The following is a 21,586-nucleotide window of genomic DNA, read 5'->3' on the forward strand; positions in this document are numbered from 1 at the left end:
CCATGACCGACTTCGACAACATTGCGGTCATCGCGCTGGCGGTCATCTGTGCCGGCGGCCTCGCCTATGCGCTGATCTACCCCTTCATGTCCGGCGAGGTTCAGGCCGACAAGCGCCGCGAGGCCGTGGCGACGGCGGGCGTCTCCGCCCGGCCGGTGCGCGGCCAGAAGCAGGACGAGGCGGCCGCCAAGCGCGCCAGCGTCGAGGACACGCTGAAGGAGATCGAGCGGCGGCAGAAGAATGCCTCGCGACCGCCCCTGCAGGTGCGCATCACCCAGGCCGGCCTGACCTGGACGAAGAAGCAGTTCTACATCATCTCCGGCACTCTCGCCGCGCTCGGCTTTCTCGTCCCGCTGTTCATGGGCTCGCCGCTGCTCGCCTGTGTCGCGGCCGCCTTCGTGGCCGGCTTCGGCGTGCCGCAATGGCTGCTCGGCTATCTGAAGAAGAAGCGCATGGCGGCCTTCCTGAACGAACTCGCCAATGCAGTCGATGTCGTCGTGCGCGGCGTCAAGGCGGGCCTGCCGATCGGCGACTGTCTGCGGATCGTCGCGACCGAGGCGCAGGAGCCGGTCCGCAGCGAGTTCCGCTACATCATCGAGCAGACGGCCCTCGGCATCCCGCTCTACGAGGCGGTCATGAAGCTCTATGACCGGATGCCGGTCGCCGAGGCCAATTTCTTCTGCATCGTGGTCTCGATCCAGCAGCGGTCGGGCGGCAACCTGTCGGAGACGCTGTCGAACCTGTCCAAGGTGCTGCGCGACCGCAAGAAGATGAAGGCCAAGGTCGTCGCGCTGTCGCAGGAGGCCAAGTCGTCAGCGGCCATCATCGCATCGCTCCCGCCGGCCGTGATGATCTTCGTCTATCTGTCCACGCCGACCTACATCTCGCTGCTGTGGACCACGAACATGGGTCGCCTCATGCTCGTCGGCTGTCTCTTGTGGATGTTCACCGGTGTGATGGTCATGCGGAAGATGATCAATTTCGACTTCTGACGGGGAAATGCGTTCATGATCGGCCTCGTCATCGAGAAGCTTCACGACCGGGATTTCATGATCCAGCTGCTCATCGCGATTGCGGTGACGGCGACGATCATCACCCTGGCCATGCCCATGCTGGCCGGCGACAGCCTCGGCCGCCGCATGAAGGCGGTGTCGGTCGAGCGCAGCCGGATCCGCGAGCGCGAGCGGGCGCGCATGACGGCCGACAGCCGGGTCATGGTGCGCAACACGCCCAAGGCCTGGGTGCTGCAACTCGTCGACAAGCTGCAGCTGGCCAAGCATATCGGCCAGGAGGATGCGCGCGGCAAGCTGATCCAGGCGGGCTATCGCGGCCAGGGGCCCTACATGGTCTTCCTGGTGTTCCGCCTGTTCGTGCCGATCATCGCCTTCCTCGGCGCGCTGCTCTACCTGTTCGTCGTCAACGACATGAAGCAGCCGGCGATCGTCCGCCTGCTGATCGCCCTGTTCGCGGCCTATGTCGGCATGCAGCTGCCCATGCTGTTCCTCAAGAACAAGATCGACAAGCGCAAGCTGTCGATCCGGCGGGCCTTCCCGGATTCGCTCGACCTGCTGCTGATCTGCGTGGAAAGCGGCATGTCCATCGAGGTGGCGTTCAAGCGCGTCAGCCAGGAGGTCGGCACCCAGTCGATCCCGCTCGCCGAGGAACTGACCCTGACGACCGCCGAGCTCAGCTATCTGCAGGACCGGCGGCTCGCCTACGAGAACCTCGCCAAGCGAACCGACCTGGAAGGCGTCCGGTCGGTCTGCATGGCGCTCATCCAGGCCGAGCGCTACGGCACGCCGCTGGCCAACACCCTGCGCGTCATGGCCCAGGAAAACCGCGACATGCGCATGGCCGAGGCCGAGAAGAAGGCTGCCGGCCTGCCGCCGAAGCTGACCGTGCCGATGATCGTGTTCTTCCTGCCTTGCCTGTTCATCGTCATCATGGGGCCGGCGGCCATCCGCTTCTGGGCCCATAACTGACAGCCACGGCCGGGCCCCCCAAGACTCTAGGTCTGTCCGGATTCGATCGGCATGGTGTCGAGCGGCGCCACCTCCTCGCCGGGCTGGTCCTTCGTCCCGACCTTGCCGGGAACCACATCGGCGGTGGCCAGCCGGCGGTAGAGGTTTCGGTTCCGCTTGAGCGGCCACCAGTCGTAGAAAAGGATCTGCGCCGGTCGCCAGTTCGCCACCCAGCCGAACACCGAAATGCCGTCGCGCAGCCCTTCGCGCCAGCCATCCGGCAGCGGCGAATTGTCGACCACCCGCGACAGCGCGGTGCAGAAGGCCAGCACGCACAGGCCGATGGCGAGCGAGATCACGCCCGTGCGCAGGAGCTTGCGGAAATTGATCTGCTCGTTGGCGGCCAGGCGCGTGAAATGCTGGCGCACGACGACCTCGACCTTGGCCGCGTCCTTCTTCGAGGCCGGCTTGCCGCGCAGGCTCAGTTCGACCACGAACAGGTCGGAGCGTGGCGCGTACCAGGCCTGCGAGGCGATGTACTGTGCCGCGGTCGTGTTCAGGCTGAATTCGTGGAACGGCGAGGGATCGAACGTCGCGTAGAGCTGGTCGATGTTCTGGACATCGACCGGTATGCGGGTCACGCCCGTCATGATGAGTCCTTCCGCCGGATACCGGCGACCATCGGCCGAAGTTTTCTTGCCGCGCCGAGGGCGGGATGCCGGGTCAGGCCCGGGCGAGCCGCTCGCGACGCCGCAGCAACCACCCAACGATGGCGATGTTCACAAGGTTCCAGGCGATGCCGTTGATGAAGGCGGCCTGGTAGGACTGCGTCAGGTCGAAGATGACGCCTGAGATCCAGCCGCCGAAGGCCATGCCGAGCAGGGTCGACATCAGCGCGATGCCAACCCTGACACCCGCCTCGCCGGGCGCGAAATATTCGCGGACGATGATGGCATAGCTCGGCACGATGCCGCCCTGGAACAGGCCGAACAGGATGGAGAAGAAATAGAGCGGGGTCAGCGCGTCCGTGGTCAGGAACAGGACGAGGGCGAGGCCCTGCAGGGCCGAGCCGAGCAGCAGCGTGGCCAGCCCGCCGATGCGGTCGGCGATGAAGCCTGACGCCACCCGGCTGATGATGCCGAAGCCGAGCATCAGGGAGAGCATTTCCGAGCCGCGCGCCACGCCGTAGCCGAGGTCGGCGCAATAGGCGACGATATGGACCTGCGGCATGGACATGGCCACGCAGCAGGCTATGCCGGCCACCGCCAGCGCCACCATCAGGGCATTGGGCGAGAGCCCGAGCGCGGCCGGGCTCGCCACGCGGGCAAAGCCGACGGTGCCCGGATCGGCCACCGGCGGCGGGCTGCGCATCATCAGTGCGAGCGGCACCATGGCCACCACCACCACGATGCCGATGATCACATGGGTGAGGCGCCAGCCGGCCCAGTCCAGCGAGAAACGGACGATCTGCGGCCAGATGGTGCCAGCCAGGTAATTGCCGCAGGCCGCCACCGCCACGGCAATGCCGCGCCGGCGGTCGAACCAGAGCGAGACATGGGCGATGAGCGGGCCGAAGATGGCCGCCGAGCCGATGCCGATCATCAGGCCGTGGGCAAGCGCGAAGACCCAGATGTTCGGCGCTGAGGCGGCGACGAGATAGCCGAGACCCATGGCAATGGTGCCGCCGAGCACCGGCACGACGATGCCGAACCGGTCGGTCAGCCGGCCAAGGGCGACACCGCCGATGGCAAAGCCGAGCATGGCGAGCGTATAGGGCAGCGCGGCCTCCCCGCGTCCGACGCCGAAATCGGCCTGGACGACGGGGATGACCACCACCACCGACCACATGCCGACCCCGCCGACAGTGCCAAGGGCCAGCGCCAGGCCGAGACGCATCCAGGCGGCCGGCCCGTCGATGTCGCCGGCGCGGTCAGGGGTCGGGGGCTGGTGCACGGATGGCGCTCCTCGGCAGGGAATGCCACGCTAGCACCGCGCGCTCTGCCCAAGACAGAGGCAGGGTTGCCGGGCGCCTGTGCAGCTTTGGCGGAGCGGAGGGCCGGCGCGGGCGCCCGTACCGGCTCAGCCGCGGGCCTGCGCCCCGCCGGCAAGGCCGGCAAGGGCCGCCAGAAGCCAGGCCGCGATCATGGCGAAGCCGCCGATCGGCGCCGCCATCGGGAACAGCCCGGATCCGGCCAGCACGCGCGCGGCGATGTCGGCAGAGAATATCACCGTTCCGGCGACCAGGGCCCAGGCGGCGATGCGCGCCGCAAGGTCATGCAGCAGGCCGGCCTTGCGCCCGATGGCAATGGCCAGCACGGCGGGAGCCTGAAGCGACAGCATGGCGGCGGCAACCTGCAGGCTGGTGCCGGCATAGGCATGGCTGGCAAGGGCCGCCAGCGCGACGCCCGCGGCGCCCATCAGGCCGGCGGCGAGCAGGAGAAGGCGCGTGGCGGTCATGGATCTCTCGGGTCATGGGCAGCGAGGGCCCGGCCGGAGCACGGACCTGCCGGGCCAGTAGTGGGCGAGACAAGGGTCAGGACGAGCGGGCGACCACGATCAGGCGGCGGATCTCGCCGCGCAGATAGGCCTGCAGGAACTTGTCATATTGCTCGATGGACAGGCAGCCGTTGGAATCGCCGCGCGGGCCCATCAGGAAGTGATGGGCGAGCAGGCCGGTGCGCCCATGGATGGCTTCCGACCCGCCGACCGGATTGAGGCGGATGGCGCGCACGCCATGGAACGGCGCCTCGCGCTCGACCAGGTCATAGGTATGCGGCGGGGTCGGCCCCTCCATCCGCACATGGACGAAGCGCGGATCGTCCATCTTCTCGCCGAGGCCGGAATGGGCGCGCAGCCGCTCGCCGTTCGGCAGGTACACCGCCCGCGCGGTGATGTCGTAGATGGCGGTGCCGGGCGGCGGACGCGGCGCCGGTCCGCGGAAGGCAAACCGCAGCCGCTCGCCCAGCGAGGGGCCGGTGGCATCGTTCATCGGCCTGTTGGCCGGAGCATAGGCAAGTTCCGGCCCGGACGGCTCGCGCGGCTGGCCGAACAGGCGCTGGAACAGCGAGCGGCCGTCATTCGGTGCCGTGGACGCCGCTGGCGGCTCGGACGCGCGCGCGGAGCGGCGGGCGCCGGGGGATTGCCGTTCGGCCGTGGCGGCGGACGGCGCATCCGCCGGGCGGGGCATCGGCATGGGCGCGCCGAGAAGCGACGGTGCGACCGGTGACGCCGGGCGGGCGGGCGGCAGCGGCGCGGCGAGATCGGGCGCGTCTTCCGGAACGGTCCCGGCCTCCGGTTCCGGGGCGGCATCCGGCAGCACCAGGGAAACGGATGTCGGCGGCAAGCTGGCCACCGTGAAGGGCGCGGCGACCGGTTCGGGCGGCGCTTCCAGACGAGCGGACAGGGGCGAATTGCGGCCGAAGGCCATGACGGCCGCGCCCACCGTGGGCTCGGGGCGAAGCAGACCGGAATCGGGGCGGATCGAGGACAGAACCGCACGGGGCGCGGCAGACAGATCGGAAGCCGGACCGGTCCTGGCGACGCGCGGATCGATGGCGGCGTAGGTTGCGGCACCCGCGACAAGCGCCGACAGGGTCAGGGCGACAACGGCAAACGCTCCGCGCCGGCGCGAACCTGTCGCACCGTGCCTAGCCTCGCAGAGGGTGTCACGCCCTTGCGTCATCAACCGCACGACCGTCTCCATTCCGGTACGTCGAGCCCCCAGATCCCGCGTGCCGGCGGGGCTTCCCAGCCGGAAGCGCCCTTGGCCCTATTCTGCCGGATCGGCGCGCGATGAGAAAGAGGGCAATTTCGTCTCCTTCATGGCATCGCCGTGGTTAAGGCCGCGTGAAACGGTCTAAGGCCGATTATATTCAACCAGGTGGTTGACAGTTCCCGGTCGCACGGCTACATTCAACCACATGGTTGAATTACAGACATCGCAGCTGGACGCCGTGTTCCACGCCCTGGGCGACGCCACCCGCCGGCAGATGCTGCAGGCGCTGGCCGGGGGCGAGCGCAGCATCGGCCAGCTTGCCAGCCCCTTCGCCATGTCGCTGGCCGCCGCCTCCAAGCATATCCGCGTGCTGGAAGGCGCCGGCCTGATCCGCCGCGAGGTGCGCGGACGCACGCATCTGTGCCGGCTCGATCCCGGCCCGCTCGCCAGCGCGCATCAATGGCTGGCTGCCTATGAGGGCTTCTGGACCAGCCGTCTCGACGTGCTCGAGCGCCTGCTGCGCGAGGACGCCGCGCATTCCGCCCCCGCTTCCCGACCCACACCCCCTGAAGGAGACGACGCATGACCGATCTTGCGACCCTGGACGCCTTTGGCGTGCTGACCGAACCGGCGACACTGACCATCCGCCGGCACCTGCCCGGCCCGATCGAGCGGGTCTGGGCCTATCTCACCGAGAGCGACCGCCGCCGGAAATGGCTTGCCGCCGGCGAGATGGAGCTGCGCGTCGGCGCGCCCTTCGAATTCGTCTGGCGCAACGGCGAGCTGAACGACCCGCCGGCCGCGCGGCCCGAAGGCTTTTCCGAGGAGCACCGCATGGCCAGCCGGATCACCGAGCTCGATCCGCCGAACCGGATCAGCTTCACCTGGGCCGGCTCCGGCGATGTCACCTTCGCCCTTGAGGAACAGGGGGACGGCGTGCTGCTGACCGTCATCCATCGCCGCATCGACGACCCCGGCATGCGGCTCAATGTCTCGGCTGGCTGGCACGCCCATCTCGACGTGCTCGCTGCCCGCGCGGCCGGCCGCGAGCCGCCGGTGTTCTGGAGCCACTGGATGGGCCTGAAGGAGGAATACAAGCAGCGGCTCGGCCTGTGATTGCCGGCCGGCGCCTGTCCCGATCCGGTCAGGCGCCGGTGCCGCGGCGACCGGCACGCTGCCGGCCGTTCCGGCTTGGCCCGACGAGCGATTCGCCGCCGGAACGATCCCCCGGTTGAAGGTCTCAAGCCGCCACAGGGCTTCGATCCGCAGGATGAACGCATGCAGCCTGCCGCAGATGATGGCTGCCAGCCCCGTTTCTGCCCTGCCTGCAATCGCTTCCCGGACCATGACCTGACCCTCTCCTGGACAAGGCGGCACACTACGCCGGAACTTGTCCGGTGCCAAGAACGATTTCCTGCAATAGGATCATTCTCAATCGAGCTGAGCGGCCGGTGCCAAGCCCCTTCCCCTGCCCGCCGTTCCCGTTTAGTTCTGAGCCATGTCCGCCCGCCAGCAAAGCCGTGCCGGTGAGACCCTGCTGCCGGAACGGTTTCTCGCCTGGTTCGCCGGGCGCGGCTGGCGGCCCAGGGCGCATCAGCTCGACCTGCTGGCGCTGGCGGCCGAGGGCCGCTCGGCCCTGCTGGTGGCGCCGACCGGCGCCGGCAAGACCCTCGCCGGCTTCCTGCCGACGCTGGTGGAACTGGCAGGGCCACGGCCGAAGAGCATGGAGGGGCCTGTCGGGCGCGCACCGCCGCCGCGCCGGTCCGGCCTGCACACGCTCTACATCTCGCCGCTGAAAGCGCTGGCCGTCGATGTCGCCCGCAATCTGCTGAAACCCGTCGAGGAGATGGGCCTCGTCCTGCGCATCGAGACCCGCACCGGCGACACGCCGGCCGCCAAGCGCCAGCGCCAGCGCTCCGACCCGCCGGACATCCTTTTGACCACGCCGGAACAGCTGGCGCTGCTCATCGCCAGTCCCGACGCGCCGTTCCTGTTCGGCTCGCTGAAGCGCGTCGTGCTGGACGAGCTCCATGCCCTCGCGCTCTCCAAGCGTGGCGACCTCCTGTCGCTCGGCCTGATGCGGCTCTTCGCGTTGGCACCTGGCCTGACCACGGTCGGCCTGTCGGCGACCGTCAAGGAGCCGGCCGATATCGCCCGCTTCCTGCTGCCGCAGGACGGGCGGCCCCCACCGGCGGTGGTGATGGCCGAAGGCGGGGCCCGGGCGGACGTGTCCATGCTCGACACCGCCGAGCGCCTGCCCTGGGCCGGCCATTCGGCCCGCCACGCGCTGGCCGAGATCTACGACCTGATCGAACGCCACCGGACGACGCTGGTCTTCGTCAACACCCGCTCGCAGGCCGAGATGCTGTTCCAGGCCCTGTGGGAGATCAACGAGCAGGGCCTGCCGATTGCGCTCCACCACGGTTCGCTCGACGTCGCCCAGCGGCGCAAGGTCGAGGACGCCATGGCCGCCGGCCGGCTCAAGGGGGTGGTCTGCACCTCCTCGCTCGACCTCGGCATCGACTGGGGCGACGTCGATCTGGTGCTGAATGTCGGCGCGCCGAAGGGGGCGAGCCGGCTCAACCAGCGCATCGGCCGCGCCAATCACCGGCTCGACGAGGCCTCGAGGGCGATCCTCGTGCCGGCCAACCGCTTCGAGGTGCTGGAATGCCGGGCGGCGCTGGAGGCGGTGGCGGCAGGCGCGCAGGACAATCCGCCGATCCGGACCGGCGCGCTCGACGTGCTCGCCCAGCACGTGCTGGGCACCGCCTGCGCCGGACCCTTTGCCGAAGAGGCGCTGTTCGCCGAGGTGACAGGGTCGGCGCCCTATGCGGGTCTGGACCGCCAGACCTTCGCCCAGGTGGTCGGGTTCGTCGCCACCGGTGGCTATGCGCTGAGGACCTATGACCGCTACGCCAAGATCCGCCAGGACAAGGCCGGACTGTGGCGCCTCGCCCATCCGAAGATCGCCGCGCAGTACCGGATGAATGTCGGCACCATCGTGGAATCGCCCATGCTGAAGGTGCGGCTGGTGCGATCGGCCCGCCAGCCGGCCCATGGCTATTCCGGGCCGATCGCCCGCGGCGGGCGGGTTCTCGGGGAGATCGAGGAGTTCTTCATTGAGACTCTGGTCTCCGGCGATACCTTCGTCTTTTCCGGCGAGATCCTGCGCTACGAGGCCCTCGTCGAGAACGAGGTCTATGTGTCGCGGGCCCAGGCACGAGAACCGAAGGTGCCGTCCTACAATGGCGGCAAGTTTCCGCTCTCCACCTACCTCGCCGAGGGGGTCAGGCGGATGATCGCCGACCCCGCGACCTGGAACCGCCTGCCGGGACAGGTCGCCGAATGGCTTGAGCTGCAGCGGCTCGTCTCGCAGATCCCGCAGCGCGACGAGCTGCTGGTCGAGACCTTTCCACGCGGCGACAGGAGCTATCTCGTCGCCTATCCGTTCGAGGGGCGGCTGGCCCACCAGACGCTCGGCATGCTGCTCACCCGCCGGCTCGAACGGGCGGGACTGAGGCCGATGGGCTTCGTCGCCAACGACTATTCGCTGTCGGCATGGTGCCTCGGCGATGTCGGCCGGGCGGTGACGGCCGGCCGGCCCTCGCTCGCCGCCCTGTTCGACGCCGACATGCTGGGCGACGACCTGGAGGCATGGCTGGACGAGAGCCAGCTGATGAAGCGCACATTCCGCGCCTGCGCCGTCATTGCCGGCCTGATCGAGCGCCGTCATCCGGGCAAGGAAAAGACCGGCCGGCAGGTGACGGTCTCGACCGACCTCGTCTATGACGTGCTGCGCCGGCACGAGCCCGATCACATCCTGCTGAAGGCGGCGCGGGCGGATGCGGCGACCGGATTGCTCGACATTGCCAGGCTTTCCGACATGCTGACACGCATCCGGGGCCGAATCGTGCATCGTGCGCTCGACCGCATCTCGCCGCTGGCCGTGCCGGTCATGCTGGAAATCGGGCGCGAGCCGGTCCATGGCGAGGCCGCCGACGCGATCCTTGCCGAGGCCGAGGCGATGCTGCTGGCCGAGGCCGGACTGGGAGACGACGCATGAGGCAGGCCGCCAAGGGCGCCTTGACCGCAACCGGAGCGAGGCCCGGCCCGCGCCGGCCGGAGACATTGGCCACCGTTGCCGGACACGACCTCGTCGCCGACCCGTCCGGCGCACTCTGGTGGGAGGCGCCGCGCACGCTGGTCGTGTCCGACCTGCATCTCGAAAAGGGCTCGGCCCATGCCGCCCGCGGCATCTTCCTGCCGCCCTATGACACGGCGGCGACCCTGTCGGCCCTCAGGGCTGTAATGGCCCGCTACCGGCCGGCGCGGGTCATCCTGCTGGGCGACAGCTTTCATGACGGCGGCGGTCCGGACCGGATGGCGACGGACGACCGGCAGGGGCTCCTTGCCCTGCAGCGCGGGGCCGACTGGGTCTGGATCGCCGGCAACCACGATCCGGACCTGTCCGGTGCCGGATTTGCGGGCCTCCATGCCACGCAGTTCGTGGAGGCCGGGCTCAGCTTCGTTCACATTCCCTCGCAAGCGGCCGCCGCCGGCGAGATTGCCGGACATCTCCATCCGGTGGCGCGAATTGCCGGGCGCGGCCGCTCGGTGCGCCGACGCGCCTTTGTCGGCGACGGCACGCGGCTGGTTCTCCCGGCTTTCGGGGCCTTCACCGGCGGACTGAACGTGCTCGATCCCGCGATCCGCAGCCTGTTCGGCCGGACTTTCAGCGTTCTCGCGGTGGGAGACGAGGCGGTCTATCCGGTCGGGCGCGCATCCTGCCTGCCCGACTGAGCGGCATCAGGAACCGCGGCGATAGACCCAGACCCGGGCGGGCGGAATGTTGCGCCAGATGCGCTCCGAGGGCTCGGCCGAGAAGTTCGCCGATTTCAGCGGCACGGGCGAAACCACCGAATAGGTGAACTGGATGAACGGCGCGCCGGGCTTCAGAAGGTCGAAGGCCTCCTGAACCAGCCTGAGGCGCAGCGGCTCCGGGCGGGTCATGAGCGGCAGGCCCGAGACCAGCGCATCGGCCGGGGCCGGCAGCAGTCCGGCAAGGGTCTTCTTCAGCGAATAGGCGTCGCCCTGCACCACGGTTGCCTTCGGGAAGCGGTCCCTGAGGAGGCGACAGAAGTCCGGCGAATATTCCACGAGGACCAGGCGGGAAGGATCGACGCCGCGATCGACCAGCGCTGCGGTCATCGGTCCTGTTCCGGGACCGAGTTCAATGACGGGGCCGGTGCCGTTCGGATCGACGTGGCTCGCCATCTTGCGCGCAAGCACCGGTCCGGACGGCGTCACGGCGCCGATGCGAAGCGGGTTCTTCAGCCAGTTCTTGAGAAAACGGGTTTCGTCGTCCTGTCGCTTGTCAGGCGACCGGCGCAAGACTGCCCGGCTCGATGGCGTGTAGTCGACCATGCAGCGGTCCCGAATGAGGATCCCGGCCGGGTCCTGTCACAGGGTTGTCATTGGTATCGGCATGTTCCCGCAGGGTCAAGGCGGCGTGAAAGCCGCATCACCCGCGCTCAGCGGCCCGCCTGACGGCGTGCCAGATGGCCTTGTCGCCGAGTTCGTCGATGAACGTCTCGTGGCGCGAGAGGTCTTCTTCCGTCAGCCGCGGCGCCAGCGGCTGCGGCCGCACCAGCGGTGCCTGGCGGGAGGCCGCACCCCGGTCCATGCCGCTTGACCGCGCAGCCAGACCGAGGCTCGCCTGCCGTCCGCCGATGAGTTCGATATAGACCTCGGCAAGCAGTTCAGCGTCCATCAGCGCGCCGTGCTTCGTGCGGCGCGAATTGTCGATGCCGAACCGGGAGCACAGCGCATCGAGGCTGTTGGAGCCGCCCGGAAAGCGTCGGCGCGCCATGGACAGCGTGTCGGTCACCACATCGAAGCCGATCGGCTGGCGCCCGGTGCGCTTCAACTCGGCATTGATGAACCCCATGTCGAAGGTCGCGTTGTGGATGACGAGGCGTGCTCCCGCGACGAAGGACGAGAACTCCTCGACCACGGCGGCAAAGACCGGCTTGTCGCTGAGAAAAGCGGCAGACAGGCCGTGAACGCGGAAGGCCTCCTCGGGCATGTCGCGCTCGGGATTGATATAGACGTGATAGTTGCGGCCGGTCGGGAAATGATTGACCAGCTCGATCCCGCCGATCTCGACCAGCCGGTCCCCGCGCAGCGGATCGAGACCGGTCGTTTCGGTGTCGAGAACGATCTCTCGCATCCCTCGTCCCTCTCGCTCAGGCCCTCCGCGATCCCGCGAGGGCCTTCACCACATCTGCAACCTGGCGGCGTGCCGCATCCATGCCACGGCCGGTATCGATGACGAAATGCGCGCGTCGGCGCTTGTCCTCGTCCGGCATCTGCCGGGCAAGGATACCGTCCAGCTTGGCTTCGGTCATGCCCGGCCGGGCGAGAACCCGCTCGCGCTGCACAGATTTCGGCGCGGAGACCACCGCCACCGCGTCGACACGGGCCTCGCCGCCGGTTTCGAACAGCAGCGGGATATCGAGAACGAGGAGCTGATGGCCGGCGGCCGCCGCCCGCGTGCGAACCTCGCGCTCGGCCTTGCCGACAAGCGGATGGACGATCGCTTCCAGTCGCTTCAGGGCCTCCGGATTGCCGATGACGGCCGCGCCGAGCCTGTCCCGGTCCACCCGGCCACCGGCCGTCGTGCCCGGAAAGGCGGCCTCGATCAGCGGCACGGCTTCGCCCGCATACAACCGGTGAACGGCGGCATCGGCATCGTGGACGGGAATGCCGAGCTCGCGGAAGAACCGGGCGGTTGTCGACTTGCCCATGCCGATGGAGCCGGTGAGGCCGAGGACCAGCATGTCAGGATCTCCCGATATCCGCGGCGACGAGGTCGTACAGCGCCGTCGTGACGGCTGGCGTGCGGCCGAACCAGCGGGCAAAGCCCGGCACGGCCTGGTGCAGCAGCATTCCGAGGCCACCGACGGTCGGATGACCCCTGAGCCGCGCCGCGCGCAGCAGGTCTGTCTCCAGCGGCACATAGACGATGTCGGTGACCAGCGCGGAGGATTTCAGGCTGTCGAGCGGCAGGTCGAGTGCGGGCTGGCCCTTCATGCCGAGCGACGTGGTGTTGACCAGGAGGTCGGCCGTTTGCAGCGCGGGGCCCACGTCGGCAAGCGCCGTGGCGCTGATGCGGCCAACCGGATGGTCGGAAACGAGCCTTTCGGCGCGATCAGCGGATCGATTCGCCACCGTGACGATGCCGGCGCCCCGCTCGATCAGGCCGTGGACGATGCCCCGCGCGGCACCGCCGGCGCCGAGGACCACGGCATGGTCGAGGCCGCTGTCCCAGCCGGGGGCCGACGCGTCCAGGCTGGCGAGAAAGCCCGGCACATCGGTATTCGCCCCGCGCAGACGGCCACCTTCCAGCCAGACGGTGTTGACCGCGCCGACCGCGCGGGCCGCCGCGTCGGCATCCTCGACCATGGCCAGCGCCTGCTCCTTGTGGGGCAGGGTGACATTGCATCCGGCATAGCCGCGGTCGGCGAGCGTGGTGATGAAGCCCGCGAAATCCTCCGGGGCGACGGCCTCGCGGCCATAGGCGCCGTCGATGCCGAAGGTCTCGATCCAATGGCCATGGATCATGGGGGAACGGGAATGGCTGATCGGCCAGCCCACCACACAGGCCCGGATCATGCGGGCAGAGCGCCTTCGTCGCGCAGGACAGCGAGCAGGGGCAGGAGCGGCATGCCGAGGATGGTGAACCAGTCGCCGTCGATGCGTTCGAACAGCTGGATGCCGATGCCCTCCACCTGATAGCAGCCGACCGAAGCGAGCACTTTCGGCCCCATCGCCTCCAGATAGTTGTCCAGGAAGGCATCGGCGAAGGCGCGCACATGCATGGCCGCCGTGGTCACTGTCGCGGTCAGGACGGTGCCGTCGCGGATGACGGCGACACCGGCATGCAGATGATGCACCTGCCCCCTCAACGCCATGAGCTGGCGCCGGGCTGCCGCCATGTCGGCGGGCTTGGAGAAGCGGTGCAAGCCGAGCGCCAGCGTCTGGTCGGCGCCGATGACGAGCCGACCGGGATGGCGGGCGGCGACGTCCCGCGCCTTGGCCTCGGCGAGGCGGACCGCGATCGCATCGGGGCCCAGACCCTGCGCCGTCCAGCCGGCATCCAGCGCGCGTTCGTCGATGGCGGCGGGCACAAGGTCGACCTCAAGTCCTGCGGCCGCGAGCATGGCCGCGCGCGTGCGCGATGCGGAGGCCAGGACCGGCCGCATCATGACAGTCCGGCCTTGTCGGCGAGCAGGCGCCGGTGGTCCCTGAGCAGCGACATGATGCCCGCCGCCGTTTCCTCGATCGACCGGCGCGTGACATCGATGATCGGCCAGCCATGGGAGGAGAACAGCCGCCGCGACGTAGCGATCTCCTCGGTCACGGCCGCACGATCGATGTAGCTCGACTGATCGCGCGGCGCGTTCAGGCTGAGGATGCGGTTCTCGCGGATCTGGACGATCCGTTCGGGGCTGGCGAAAAGCCCGACGATCAGCGGCTTGGTGAGTTGCTCCAGCTTGGGCGGCAGGGGAATGCCGGGCACGAGCGGGCAGTTGGCGGTCTTGATGCCCCGGTTCGCCAGATAGATGGAGGTCGGCGTCTTGGACGTGCGCGAGACTCCGACAAGCAGGACATCGGCCTCGTCCCAGTTCTCGGCCAGTTGCCCGTCATCATGCATCATCGTGTAGTTCAGCGCGTCGATGCGCTGGAAATACTCGGCGTTGAGCATGTGCTGGGCGCCCACCCTGTTGGTGGAGGCAGCACCCAGATAGTTCTGGAACAGCGACAGAATGGGTTCGAGCACGGAGAGGCACGGACAGCCGAACTCCTTGCATTTGGTGGTCAGCCGGTCCGACAGTTCGTGATCGACGAGGGTGTAGAGAACGATGCCCGGATTGGCCTCGATCTCGGCCAGGACGCGGTCGAGCTGCTTTTGCGAGCGGACAAGCGGATAGACGTGCTCGATCGCCGAAACCGAGGCATATTGCACGGCGGCCGCCCGGCCGACCGTCATCAGGGTCTCGCCGGTGGCATCGGAGACGAGATGGAGGTGAAAATAGCTCTCGTGACGCTGCGGCATGGATGGGGCGATTGCGACCGGGCGAGGCCTGAGCCTGTGGATGGAAGGGGACAAGGCCATGGCTCCGGGCCGAGAGCAACCCCGACCTGGGGACGAGGGGGCAAATCTGTCCCCACCTTGTCCTCAGGCGGAGCTTTCAGGCGAGTGATGGGAGTTACGGGGATAACTGGCCGTGATACGCGGTAGATGACAATAACAAGTGTCTTGGCAATGGTTTGCGATCAGTGGTCAGGCAAGCTGGACGGCGCGGCTGGCCTGCGACCTGTGGGAGGATTGTGGATGGCGATTCGTTGGCCTAATTCAGCGTCAAGGAATCAAAGCAGAGTCCTTAAGAACTTGATTCATTGAAGAGTCGGGAGAGACGGGATCATGGTGAGCAAGCCTCTCCTGGCCGTGCTGAATGGGGAAACGCGGTCGGTTCCTCCGATCTGGATGATGCGACAGGCGGGGCGCTATCTGGCCGAGTATCGGGCGGTGCGCGACCAGGCCGGCTCTTTCCTGAACCTGTGTTTCAACCCGGAACTGGCGGCGGAAGTGACACTTCAGCCGATCCGGCGCTTCGGGTTCGATGGGGCCATCCTGTTCTCCGATATTCTGGTGGTGCCGCATGCGCTCGGCCAGGAGGTTAGCTTCGAGGCGGGAGAGGGGCCGCGGCTCGACGGGCTAGCGGACAGGGCCGCTATCGCCGGGCTTGCCGATCACCTGTCGCCGGCGGTCGTGGAGCCGGTCTACGAGACCGTGGCGCGGGTGAAGCAGGCTCTGCCCGCCGACGTGACCTTCCTCGGCTTCTGCGGGGCCCCCTGGACGGTGGCGACCTATATGATCGCCGGTCGGGGCGGCGAGGATCAGACAGCGGCCCGGCTCTTCGCCTATCGGGACCCAGAAGGCTTTTCCGGTCTGATCGACCGGCTGGTGACCGCGTCGGTGGACTATCTGTCCGGCCAGGTGAAGGCGGGGGTCGATGCTGTCCAGATTTTCGACACCTGGGCCGGCGTTCTGCCCGAGGAGCAGTTCCGACGCTGGTGCGTCGAGCCGGTGGCGCGGATCATCGACGCGCTGAAGGCCCGTCATCCGGAGCTTCCGGTGATCGCCTTTCCCAAGGGGGCAGGCACGCGGCTCCGGTCGATCGTGACGGAGACGCGAGCCGATGCGGTGGGCCTCGACTGGACCGCCGATGCGGCTTTTGTTTCACGTGAAATCCAGCCGCGTGTGGCCGTGCAGGGCAATATCGACCCGCTGGCGCTGCTTGCAGGTGGCGAGGCGCTCGACCGCGCGGTGGACGCGGCGCTGGCGGCCTATCGCGGTGGACGCTACATTTTCAACCTTGGGCACGGCATCCTGCCGCCGACTCCCGTCGCTCATGTCGAACAGATGATCAGCCGCGTTCGCGCAGGAACCGGGTCATGAATGCGGGAACGCCCATGATCCGCGCCATTGTGGCGGTGGCGCTGACGGTTGGTCTCGTTTTCGGGATGATCGCCCTGGTGCCGGCGGGAGCGGCTGACTGGATCAAGGCGCTTCATGTCGTCGCGATCATCTCGTGGATGGCCGGCATGCTCTATCTGCCGCGCCTGTTCGTCTATCATTGCGGGGTGGCGGTGGGCTCGGAGACATCCGAGACGTTCAAGGTGATGGAACGGCGGCTGGTGAACGCCATCATCAATCCGGCAATGATCGTCGCCTGGATCACCGGCCTGTGGCTGGCCTGGGTGCTTTTTGGCTTCCGGGGCGGGTGGCTGCACGGCAAACTGCTGCTGGTCCTGCTGCTCTCTGGCGCCCATGGCTACCTGTCGGCCGCCAGACGCGCCTTTGCCGAGGACAGGAACGTCAGGGACCAGCGGCACTGGCGCATCGTCAACGAGGTGCCGACGGTCCTGATGGTCGGGATCGTCATTCTCGTCATCGTCAAGCCGTTCTAGACATCGGCGCTTGCAAAGCCCCGGCGCTGCGATTATTGCAATCTGGCCTCCCGAAGCAGACAAGGCCCTGTCGCAGCCAGATCCCCGTGCTGCCCAGCGGCCCGGACATCGGCTCCCGGCCGTCTGTTGCGCCAGATCTGCGGCTTTCAGTTCCCCTCCTCCAGCAGCCTGATCCGGATCGGTCGGATCGTGGGCTGCGACCAAATCCCCTCCGGTTCCGATGCAGCAGATCAAGCTCCAGGACATCAAGACGAAATCACCGACGGAGCTCCTCGTCTTTGCCGAGGAGTTGCAGGTGGAAAATGCCTCGACCCTGCGCAAGCAGGAATTGATGTTCGCCTGCCTGAAGCAACTGGCTTCGCAGGATATCGACATCATCGGTGAAGGCGTGGTGGAGGTTCTTCAGGACGGCTTCGGCTTCCTGCGCTCGCCCGATGCGAATTATCTCGCCGGCCCCGACGACATCTACATCTCGCCCTCGCAGATCCGGCGCTTCGGTCTGAGGACCGGCGACACGGTGGAAGGCCAGATCCGCTCCCCGAAGGAGGGCGAGCGCTATTTCGCGCTGCTCAAGGTCAATCTGATCAATTTCGAGGAGCCGGAAAAGGCCCGCCACAAGGTCAATTTCGACAATCTGACGCCGCTCTACCCGAATCAGCGGCTGAAGATGGAGGCGGAAGATCCGACCAAGAAGGATTTCTCCGCGCGAATCATGGACGTGGTGGTGCCGCTCGGAAAGGGCCAGCGCGCGCTGATCGTCGCGCCCCCGCGCACCGGCAAGACGGTCCTGCTGCAGAACATCGCCCAGTCGATCACCCGGAACCATCCGGAGTGCTATCTGATCGTGCTGCTGATCGACGAGCGGCCCGAGGAAGTCACCGACATGCAGCGCTCGGTGAATGGCGAGGTGATCTCGTCGACCTTCGACGAGCCGGCGACCCGCCACGTCCAGGTGGCCGAAATGGTCATCGAGAAGGCGAAACGCCTGGTCGAGCACGGCCGTGACGTCGTGATCCTGCTTGATTCCATCACGCGTCTGGGCCGCGCCTACAACACGGTCGTGCCTTCCTCGGGCAAGGTCCTGACCGGCGGCGTCGATGCGAATGCCCTGCAGCGGCCGAAGCGCTTCTTCGGTGCTGCGCGCAATATCGAGGAGGGCGGGTCGCTGACCATCATCGCGACCGCGCTGATCGATACCGGCAGCCGCATGGACGAGGTCATCTTCGAGGAGTTCAAGGGCACCGGCAATTCCGAGATCATCCTCGACCGCAAGGTGGCGGACAAGCGGACCTTCCCGGCGATCGACATCACACGCTCGGGCACCCGCAAGGAAGAGCTGCTGGTGGCGCCGGACATCCTCAAGAAGATGTATGTGCTGCGGCGAATCCTCAATCCGATGGGGACGGTCGATGCCATCGAGTTCCTGCTCGACAAGCTGCGGCAGACCAAGGTCAATGGCGACTTCTTCGATTCGATGAACACCTGATCGGATCGATTCAGATCCGGAACGACAGACCTTTCGATTCGTATCCGGAACCTTTTTTGCGAATTCTTCAAGGTTGACGGCCACCCGGCATGAGGACCATTGCCGCCCTGTCCACCGCCGTGGGGATGGCGGCCATTGCCGTGATCCGGGTGAGCGGCCTGCAGGCTGGCGAGGCGGTTCGGTCCCTAGCCGGACCGCTGCCAACACCGCGGCGTGCCGTGCGCCGCTCGCTGCGCCATCCGGGCGATGGCGCTGTTCTCGATGATGCCCTGGTCCTCTGGTTTCCGGGTCCCCACTCCTTTACCGGCGAGGATCTGGCGGAGTTTCACGTGCATGGGGGCCGGGCGGTCATATCGGCCGTGCTGTCCGCGATCCTTCAGGTTCCGGGCGTCGTGCTGGCCGGGCCCGGCGAATTCACGCGCCGGGCCTTCGAGAATGGCCGGCTTGATCTTGCCGCGGTCGAGGGGCTTGCCGACCTTCTGGCGGCCGAGACCGAGGCCCAGCGGCGTCAGGCCATGACGCATTATTCCGGCGCGATGGCCGAAGCGGTGGAAAGCATCCGGGACGGGCTGATCGGCGCCCAGGCCCTGGTCGAGGCGACCATCGACTTTCCCGACGAGGGCGACGTCGCCGAGACAGCCCTGGTCGCAGCCAGGGAACGTCTTGATGCCGTGAAGGAGGAGGTCGGCCGGCTGCTGGATGACAGCCGGCGGGGCCGTCGCATCCGCGAAGGGCTGACGGTCGCGGTCGCGGGTCCCCCAAACGCGGGAAAATCCACACTTATCAATGCGTTAGCGCAGCGCGACGTGGCCATTGTCTCATCCCGCGCCGGTACCACGCGCGATGTGCTCGAGGTTCACCTGGACCTCGGCGGAGCAGCTGTCGTGCTGCTCGACATGGCGGGCCTGCGCGACAGCGACGACGAGATCGAGCAGGAGGGTGTGCGGCGAGCCAGGCGTCGGATCGCCGAGGCCGACCTCGTGCTCTGGCTGAGCGATGAAGACCAGGCCACCGCGGACCCGTCGGTGGCGGCCGCGGACGCTGCCGTCTGGTCGATTCGGACCCAGATCGATCGGCTGCCACCTTCCTCAGGGTCCTGGAGACATCGGATCTCCTCGCTGACCGGCGAAGGGCTCGATGGCCTGATTCGCGATCTCGCCGATTTTGCAGCGCAGCATGGCGGGGGCGAGCCGGCGCTGATCGTCCGTGAGCGGCATCTGGCCGTGTTTCGCGAGGTCAACGAGGCCCTCTCGGCGGCGCTTGCCCGGCCGGACTGGCTGGGGGAAGCAGAACTCGTGGCAGAGGATCTGCGGGCGGCAGTTGCGGCGCTGGGGCGCGCAACGGGGCGGATTGGCGCAGAGCAGATGCTCGATGCCCTGTTCTCCTCCTTCTGTATCGGCAAGTGACCGTCGTCTCGCATCCGCCCGGTGTTTCACGTGAAACAGCTCGATTCGCACCCGCAACGTTTGAGGGGCGAGGTTGGCTTTGACCGAAGGCCAACTGGGCGATAGATGACGGATCATGAGTGAGACATTTGACGTCGTCGTCATCGGGGGCGGGCATGCGGGCTGCGAGGCCGCGGCAGCCTCCGCGCGCGCGGGCGCGCGCACCGCGCTTGTGACGCATCGTTTTTCAACCATCGGCGCGATGTCGTGCAACCCCGCCATCGGCGGTCTGGGCAAGGGGCATCTGGTCCGCGAGATCGACGCCCTCGACGGGCTGATGGGCCGTGCTGCGGATGCCGGGGGCATCCAGTTCCGCCTGCTGAACCGCCGCAAGGGTCCGGCCGTGCGCGGCCCGAGGACGCAGGCCGACCGCAAGCTCTACGCTGCCGCCATGCAGGGTCTGGTTGCCGGGCAATCGGGGCTTACGGTGGTCGAGGCCGAGGCTGCGTCCATCGAGGTGGCCGGGGGCCGCGTGACGGCGCTGGCGCTGGCGGATGGCCGCCGGCTCGCCTGCGGCGCGCTGGTCGTGGCGACAGGCACGTTTCTGCGCGGGGTCATCCATATCGGCGACCGGCAGCGAGCCGCGGGCCGCGATGGTGATCCGGCCAGCGTGGCTCTGGCCGAGAGCCTGACCCGTCATGGCTTCGCGCTCGGCCGGCTGAAGACCGGAACGCCCGCTCGCCTCGATGGCCGGACCATTGCCTGGGCCCGGCTTGAGATGCAGGAGGCCGATTCGGACCCGGAACCGTTTTCGTTCCTGACCGCCGCGATCACCAATCCGCAGATCCGCTGCGGCATTACCCGGACGACGCCGGAAACTCACGCCATCATCCGCGCCAATCTGGAACGCTCGGCCATGTATGGCGGTTTCATCGAGGGGGTCGGGCCGCGTTATTGCCCCTCGGTCGAGGACAAGGTCGTACGTTTCGGAGATCGGGACGGCCACCAGATCTTTCTGGAGCCGGAAGGCCTCGATGATCCGACTGTCTATCCGAACGGCCTCTCCACCTCGCTGCCGGAGGATGTCCAGCACGCTTTCCTCCGGACCATTCCCGGCCTGGAGGATGTCAGCGTTCTCAAGCCCGGTTATGCGATCGAGTATGACCATATCGACCCGCGCGAGCTGGAGCCGACGCTGGAGACGCGGCGCATCGCCGGGCTGTTCCTGGCCGGGCAGATCAATGGCACGACCGGCTATGAGGAGGCAGCGGCGCAAGGGCTGGCCGCCGGCTTGAACGCCGCGCGGGCGGCCGCGGGCGGTCAGGGCGTGACCTTCGGCCGGGAGGAGTCCTACCTCGGCGTCATGATCGATGATCTCGTGACCCGCGGTGTGACCGAGCCATACCGCATGTTCACGTCGCGGGCGGAATTCCGGCTCAGCCTGCGCGCCGACAATGCGGACCAGCGCCTGACGCCACGCGGCCTTGAATGGGGCTGTGTTGGAGCTGACCGGTCGATTCGCTTCCGTTCCAAGACGGCTGAACTCGAGGCCCTGCGCGGCCGGCTGATGGCCCTGTCGCTGACGCCGACGGAGGCGGTGCGCCACGGCCTCTCGGTCAATCGCGACGGCGCGCGCCGGTCGGCCTATGAGCTTCTGTCCTTCCCCGGAATCGGCTGGGACAACCTCTCGCCGATCTGGCCGGAACTCGACGGCGTGCCGCCGAAGGTGGCGGAGCAGATCGCTACCGAGGCGCAATATGCCGTCTATCTCCGGCGCCAGGCGTCGGATGCCGAGGCCCATCGGCGCGACGAGGCGCTCGTGCTGCCGCGCGACTGGGATGTCAGCGCCGTTCCCGGCCTGTCCAACGAGATCAAGACCAAGCTGGATCGGCACCGGCCGGCAACGCTCGGGCAGGCAGCACGGATCGATGGCATGACGCCGGCGGCGCTCACCCTGATCGCGGTCTGGGCGCGCCGGGCGCGCGATCAGGCGGTGGCGTAG

General features: G+C 67.8%; 21 protein-coding genes. 11 read left to right on the forward strand and 10 right to left on the reverse strand.

Annotated features, from left to right (window positions below):
- Positions 1-2 precede the first annotated feature (2 nt).
- Positions 3-992 (forward strand): type II secretion system F family protein, encoded by a 990-nt coding sequence (locus tag ACTIFS_RS01555; protein ID WP_439572270.1) that lies wholly within the window; start codon positions 3-5, stop codon positions 990-992.
- Between the two features lie 15 nt (positions 993-1,007).
- The gene (locus ACTIFS_RS01560; RefSeq protein WP_439572271.1) at positions 1,008-1,982 is read left to right on the forward strand and encodes a type II secretion system F family protein; all 975 of its coding nucleotides are present in this window, start codon (positions 1,008-1,010) and stop codon (positions 1,980-1,982) included.
- A gap of 26 nt (positions 1,983-2,008) precedes the next feature.
- On the opposite strand, the gene ACTIFS_RS01565 is transcribed toward ACTIFS_RS01560, so the two are convergent.
- From ACTIFS_RS01565 to ACTIFS_RS01580, 4 genes are all read right to left on the reverse strand, one after another.
- The gene (locus tag ACTIFS_RS01565) at positions 2,009-2,611 is read right to left on the reverse strand and encodes a hypothetical protein (RefSeq protein WP_439572272.1); all 603 of its coding nucleotides are present in this window, start codon (positions 2,609-2,611) and stop codon (positions 2,009-2,011) included.
- Positions 2,612-2,684: 73 nt separating this feature from the next.
- Positions 2,685-3,857 (reverse strand): MFS transporter, encoded by a 1,173-nt coding sequence (locus ACTIFS_RS01570; protein ID WP_439572494.1) that lies wholly within the window; start codon positions 3,855-3,857, stop codon positions 2,685-2,687.
- 183 nt (positions 3,858-4,040) lie between these two features.
- Positions 4,041-4,418: a DUF423 domain-containing protein gene (locus tag ACTIFS_RS01575; RefSeq protein ID WP_439572273.1), complete on the reverse strand. Its 378-nt coding sequence runs from the start codon at positions 4,416-4,418 to the stop codon at positions 4,041-4,043.
- A gap of 76 nt (positions 4,419-4,494) precedes the next feature.
- On the reverse strand, positions 4,495-5,643 hold the full coding sequence (locus tag ACTIFS_RS01580; RefSeq protein WP_439572274.1) for a tlde1 domain-containing protein: 1,149 nt from the start codon (positions 5,641-5,643) through the stop codon (positions 4,495-4,497).
- A 238-nt stretch (positions 5,644-5,881) separates the two neighbouring features.
- Here ACTIFS_RS01580 and ACTIFS_RS01585 point away from each other — a divergent pair, with 238 nt between their 5' ends.
- The 4 genes from ACTIFS_RS01585 to pdeM all read left to right on the forward strand — a co-directional run bounded on the left by ACTIFS_RS01585 (position 5,882) and on the right by pdeM (position 10,476).
- The gene (locus ACTIFS_RS01585; protein WP_439572275.1) at positions 5,882-6,262 is read left to right on the forward strand and encodes an ArsR/SmtB family transcription factor; all 381 of its coding nucleotides are present in this window, start codon (positions 5,882-5,884) and stop codon (positions 6,260-6,262) included.
- Complete coding sequence (locus ACTIFS_RS01590) at positions 6,259-6,792, forward strand: SRPBCC family protein (protein WP_439572276.1); 534 nt, start codon at positions 6,259-6,261, stop codon at positions 6,790-6,792. The genes ACTIFS_RS01585 and ACTIFS_RS01590 overlap by 4 nt, the downstream gene beginning before the upstream one ends.
- Positions 6,793-7,174: 382 nt before the next feature.
- A complete protein-coding gene (locus ACTIFS_RS01595; RefSeq protein WP_439572277.1) occupies positions 7,175-9,739 on the forward strand; it encodes a ligase-associated DNA damage response DEXH box helicase in 2,565 nt (854 codons plus the stop codon).
- Positions 9,736-10,476 carry a ligase-associated DNA damage response endonuclease PdeM gene (pdeM, locus tag ACTIFS_RS01600; protein ID WP_439572278.1) on the forward strand — a complete coding sequence of 247 codons (741 nt, stop codon included), beginning with the start codon at positions 9,736-9,738 and terminating at the stop codon, positions 10,474-10,476. The genes ACTIFS_RS01595 and pdeM overlap by 4 nt, the downstream gene beginning before the upstream one ends.
- A gap of 6 nt (positions 10,477-10,482) precedes the next feature.
- Here the strand turns inward: pdeM and ACTIFS_RS01605 are convergent, their stop codons facing one another.
- The 6 genes from ACTIFS_RS01605 to ACTIFS_RS01630 all read right to left on the reverse strand — a co-directional run bounded on the left by ACTIFS_RS01605 (position 10,483) and on the right by ACTIFS_RS01630 (position 14,794).
- Entirely contained in the window at positions 10,483-11,100 is a 618-nt protein-coding gene (locus ACTIFS_RS01605; protein WP_439572279.1) for a class I SAM-dependent methyltransferase, read from the reverse strand.
- Positions 11,101-11,197: 97 nt separating this feature from the next.
- Entirely contained in the window at positions 11,198-11,905 is a 708-nt protein-coding gene (dnaQ, locus tag ACTIFS_RS01610; protein WP_439572280.1) for a DNA polymerase III subunit epsilon, read from the reverse strand.
- A 16-nt stretch (positions 11,906-11,921) separates the two neighbouring features.
- The gene (gene coaE, locus ACTIFS_RS01615) at positions 11,922-12,515 is read right to left on the reverse strand and encodes a dephospho-CoA kinase (RefSeq protein ID WP_439572281.1); all 594 of its coding nucleotides are present in this window, start codon (positions 12,513-12,515) and stop codon (positions 11,922-11,924) included.
- A 1-nt stretch (position 12,516) separates the two neighbouring features.
- Positions 12,517-13,350 carry a shikimate dehydrogenase gene (locus tag ACTIFS_RS01620; protein WP_439572282.1) on the reverse strand — a complete coding sequence of 278 codons (834 nt, stop codon included), beginning with the start codon at positions 13,348-13,350 and terminating at the stop codon, positions 12,517-12,519.
- The gene (locus ACTIFS_RS01625) at positions 13,347-13,940 is read right to left on the reverse strand and encodes a Maf family protein (RefSeq protein WP_439572495.1); all 594 of its coding nucleotides are present in this window, start codon (positions 13,938-13,940) and stop codon (positions 13,347-13,349) included. The genes ACTIFS_RS01620 and ACTIFS_RS01625 overlap by 4 nt, the downstream gene beginning before the upstream one ends.
- A complete protein-coding gene (locus tag ACTIFS_RS01630; protein ID WP_439572283.1) occupies positions 13,940-14,794 on the reverse strand; it encodes a pyruvate, water dikinase regulatory protein in 855 nt (284 codons plus the stop codon). Before ACTIFS_RS01630 ends, ACTIFS_RS01625 begins: the two co-directional genes overlap by 1 nt.
- A gap of 369 nt (positions 14,795-15,163) precedes the next feature.
- On the opposite strand from ACTIFS_RS01630, the gene hemE reads away from it, so the two are divergent.
- The 5 genes from hemE (at position 15,164) to mnmG (ending at position 21,586) form a co-directional block, all read left to right on the forward strand.
- Positions 15,164-16,201, forward strand: a complete 1,038-nt coding sequence (gene hemE / locus ACTIFS_RS01635) for a uroporphyrinogen decarboxylase (protein WP_439572284.1) — start codon at positions 15,164-15,166, stop codon at positions 16,199-16,201.
- Positions 16,198-16,713, forward strand: a complete 516-nt coding sequence (hemJ, locus tag ACTIFS_RS01640; protein ID WP_439572285.1) for a protoporphyrinogen oxidase HemJ — start codon at positions 16,198-16,200, stop codon at positions 16,711-16,713. Before hemE ends, hemJ begins: the two co-directional genes overlap by 4 nt.
- A gap of 220 nt (positions 16,714-16,933) precedes the next feature.
- Complete coding sequence (gene rho, locus ACTIFS_RS01645) at positions 16,934-18,199, forward strand: transcription termination factor Rho (RefSeq protein ID WP_439572286.1); 1,266 nt, start codon at positions 16,934-16,936, stop codon at positions 18,197-18,199.
- 89 nt (positions 18,200-18,288) lie between these two features.
- The gene (gene mnmE / locus ACTIFS_RS01650; RefSeq protein WP_439572287.1) at positions 18,289-19,605 is read left to right on the forward strand and encodes a tRNA uridine-5-carboxymethylaminomethyl(34) synthesis GTPase MnmE; all 1,317 of its coding nucleotides are present in this window, start codon (positions 18,289-18,291) and stop codon (positions 19,603-19,605) included.
- Positions 19,606-19,720: 115 nt separating this feature from the next.
- Positions 19,721-21,586: a tRNA uridine-5-carboxymethylaminomethyl(34) synthesis enzyme MnmG gene (gene mnmG, locus ACTIFS_RS01655; protein WP_439572288.1), complete on the forward strand. Its 1,866-nt coding sequence runs from the start codon at positions 19,721-19,723 to the stop codon at positions 21,584-21,586.

This window comes from Phreatobacter sp. (assembly GCF_051860605.1).
GTDB lineage: Bacteria > Pseudomonadota > Alphaproteobacteria > Rhizobiales > Phreatobacteraceae > Phreatobacter.

Excerpts from the sequence above, each read along its gene's own strand:
- ACTIFS_RS01555 (WP_439572270.1), top strand. The coding sequence starts at position 3 with ATGACCGACTTCGACAACATTGCGGTCATCGCGCTGGCGGTCATCTGT.
- ACTIFS_RS01560 (WP_439572271.1), top strand. The coding sequence starts at position 1,008 with ATGATCGGCCTCGTCATCGAGAAGCTTCACGACCGGGATTTCATGATC.
- ACTIFS_RS01565 (WP_439572272.1), bottom strand. The coding sequence starts at position 2,611 with ATGACGGGCGTGACCCGCATACCGGTCGATGTCCAGAACATCGACCAG.
- ACTIFS_RS01570 (WP_439572494.1), bottom strand. The coding sequence starts at position 3,857 with ATGCGTCTCGGCCTGGCGCTGGCCCTTGGCACTGTCGGCGGGGTCGGC.
- ACTIFS_RS01575 (WP_439572273.1), bottom strand. The coding sequence starts at position 4,418 with ATGACCGCCACGCGCCTTCTCCTGCTCGCCGCCGGCCTGATGGGCGCC.
- ACTIFS_RS01580 (WP_439572274.1), bottom strand. The coding sequence starts at position 5,643 with ATGACGCAAGGGCGTGACACCCTCTGCGAGGCTAGGCACGGTGCGACA.
- ACTIFS_RS01585 (WP_439572275.1), top strand. The coding sequence starts at position 5,882 with ATGGTTGAATTACAGACATCGCAGCTGGACGCCGTGTTCCACGCCCTG.
- ACTIFS_RS01590 (WP_439572276.1), top strand. The coding sequence starts at position 6,259 with ATGACCGATCTTGCGACCCTGGACGCCTTTGGCGTGCTGACCGAACCG.
- ACTIFS_RS01595 (WP_439572277.1), top strand. The coding sequence starts at position 7,175 with ATGTCCGCCCGCCAGCAAAGCCGTGCCGGTGAGACCCTGCTGCCGGAA.
- pdeM (WP_439572278.1), top strand. The coding sequence starts at position 9,736 with ATGAGGCAGGCCGCCAAGGGCGCCTTGACCGCAACCGGAGCGAGGCCC.
- ACTIFS_RS01605 (WP_439572279.1), bottom strand. The coding sequence starts at position 11,100 with ATGGTCGACTACACGCCATCGAGCCGGGCAGTCTTGCGCCGGTCGCCT.
- dnaQ (WP_439572280.1), bottom strand. The coding sequence starts at position 11,905 with ATGCGAGAGATCGTTCTCGACACCGAAACGACCGGTCTCGATCCGCTG.
- coaE (WP_439572281.1), bottom strand. The coding sequence starts at position 12,515 with ATGCTGGTCCTCGGCCTCACCGGCTCCATCGGCATGGGCAAGTCGACA.
- ACTIFS_RS01620 (WP_439572282.1), bottom strand. The coding sequence starts at position 13,350 with ATGATCCGGGCCTGTGTGGTGGGCTGGCCGATCAGCCATTCCCGTTCC.
- ACTIFS_RS01625 (WP_439572495.1), bottom strand. The coding sequence starts at position 13,940 with ATGCGGCCGGTCCTGGCCTCCGCATCGCGCACGCGCGCGGCCATGCTC.
- ACTIFS_RS01630 (WP_439572283.1), bottom strand. The coding sequence starts at position 14,794 with ATGCCGCAGCGTCACGAGAGCTATTTTCACCTCCATCTCGTCTCCGAT.
- hemE (WP_439572284.1), top strand. The coding sequence starts at position 15,164 with ATGGTGAGCAAGCCTCTCCTGGCCGTGCTGAATGGGGAAACGCGGTCG.
- hemJ (WP_439572285.1), top strand. The coding sequence starts at position 16,198 with ATGAATGCGGGAACGCCCATGATCCGCGCCATTGTGGCGGTGGCGCTG.
- rho (WP_439572286.1), top strand. The coding sequence starts at position 16,934 with ATGCAGCAGATCAAGCTCCAGGACATCAAGACGAAATCACCGACGGAG.
- mnmE (WP_439572287.1), top strand. The coding sequence starts at position 18,289 with ATGAGGACCATTGCCGCCCTGTCCACCGCCGTGGGGATGGCGGCCATT.
- mnmG (WP_439572288.1), top strand. The coding sequence starts at position 19,721 with ATGAGTGAGACATTTGACGTCGTCGTCATCGGGGGCGGGCATGCGGGC.